This window comes from Streptomyces sp. NPDC059455, from assembly GCF_042750115.1.
GTDB classification, from domain to species: domain Bacteria; phylum Actinomycetota; class Actinomycetes; order Streptomycetales; family Streptomycetaceae; genus Streptomyces; species Streptomyces endocoffeicus.
Window position 1 is genome coordinate 1 of the sequence record NZ_JBHYVB010000035.1, and the last position, 1,253, is coordinate 1,253.

A 1,253-nucleotide genomic window follows, 5' to 3' on the forward strand; every position below is an offset into this window, starting at 1 on the left:
TGGGCCCGCGGGGGGGGGTGTTAGTGGGGGGGGGGGGGGTGCTCTTGCGGCTGCCGACACAGACCCCCCGCGCCCAACAGGGCCGTGGTGCGCGGGGCCGTGGCGCGCGGGCGCGCGGGGCGCTATCGCTTGTCGCGCTGCCCGTCGGCGAGCTGACGGGACGTCTCGCCGGCCCCGGCGCCCCGCTGCGCCCGCTCGGCGATGCTCGGGAACAGTCCGCCGATGGCGCTGCCCAGGCGCAGCTCCAGCGGGGCCACGTTCACCTCGGCCCGGTTCCGCTCGATCGCCCGGATCGTCGCGGCCGCCACCCGCCGGGAGGAGATCGTACGGACCCCGGTGGGGAGGGACGACCCCGCGTCGGCGAACATCCCGGCGTCGCCCACGAATCCGGGCTGCACCAGCGAGACCCCGACCCCCGTGCCGTGCAGGTCCTGCCGCAGCCCGAGGGCGAAGCCGCGCAGCCCGAACTTGGCCGCGTTGTAGAGCGCCGCGCCGGGAGAGGCCGTACGGCCCGACAGCGAGCCGATCATCACCAGGTGGCCGGAGCCCGCCTCCACCATGCGCGGCGCCATCAGCCGGGACAGCAGCATCGGCGCGCGCAGATTGACATCGAGGGCGCGGTCCAGCTCCTCGGGCCGGTAGTCCAGGACCGGGCCGCTGGAGGGCAGCGCGGCGTTGGCGATGAGGATTTGGGCGTTCGCCGCCTCCTCGGCGAGCCGCTCCACATCGGACCGTTCGGCCAGATCGGCGACGATCACCCGGCCGCCCAGCCGCTCGGCCAGCGGTCGCAGCACCTCCTCACGGCGCCCGGTGAGCAGCAGCTCGGCGCCCTTGGCCGCGAACGCGCGGGCCAGTGTCTGGCCGATGCCGCCGGTGGCCCCGGTGAGCAGGACGGTCGTGCCGGCGATCCGCATGCGATCTCCTCCGGTTACGGTCGAGTACGTTCCGGGCACGGTACTGCGTATGCGCTCCGCGCTCGGCATGGGCCCGGCCCCCCGTACGCGCGCGGCGGGCCGCGACGGCGTGTCCCCCGGCCCGTACGCGTCGGCGGCCGTGGGTCTCCGGGCCCCGGGAGCGGGCCGTTCCGGTGAGGTGCCGCATCGGATGGCTGGGGGTGTCCGGCGGGCCACGCGGCGGGGCAGGGGTTTCGCCCCTGGGCACCGGGGTCTGGGGGGGATCCCCAGTTGTGGGAAGGGGCGGGCCGGGGGGCCGCCCCCCGCAGGCCGAACGAGCCCGCGGGAACCCCCAAACAC

The 1,253-nt window shown here is 76.4% G+C and carries 1 protein-coding gene; it reads right to left on the minus strand.

Annotation, left to right across the window (positions count from 1 at the left end; all coding sequences use genetic code 11):
* Positions 1 to 122: 122 nt before the first annotated feature.
* Positions 123 to 914 carry an SDR family NAD(P)-dependent oxidoreductase gene (locus tag ACFXB5_RS15225; RefSeq protein ID WP_385207366.1) on the minus strand — a complete coding sequence of 264 codons (792 nt, stop codon included), beginning with the start codon at positions 912 to 914 and terminating at the stop codon, positions 123 to 125.
* Positions 915 to 1,253: the final 339 nt, after the last annotated feature.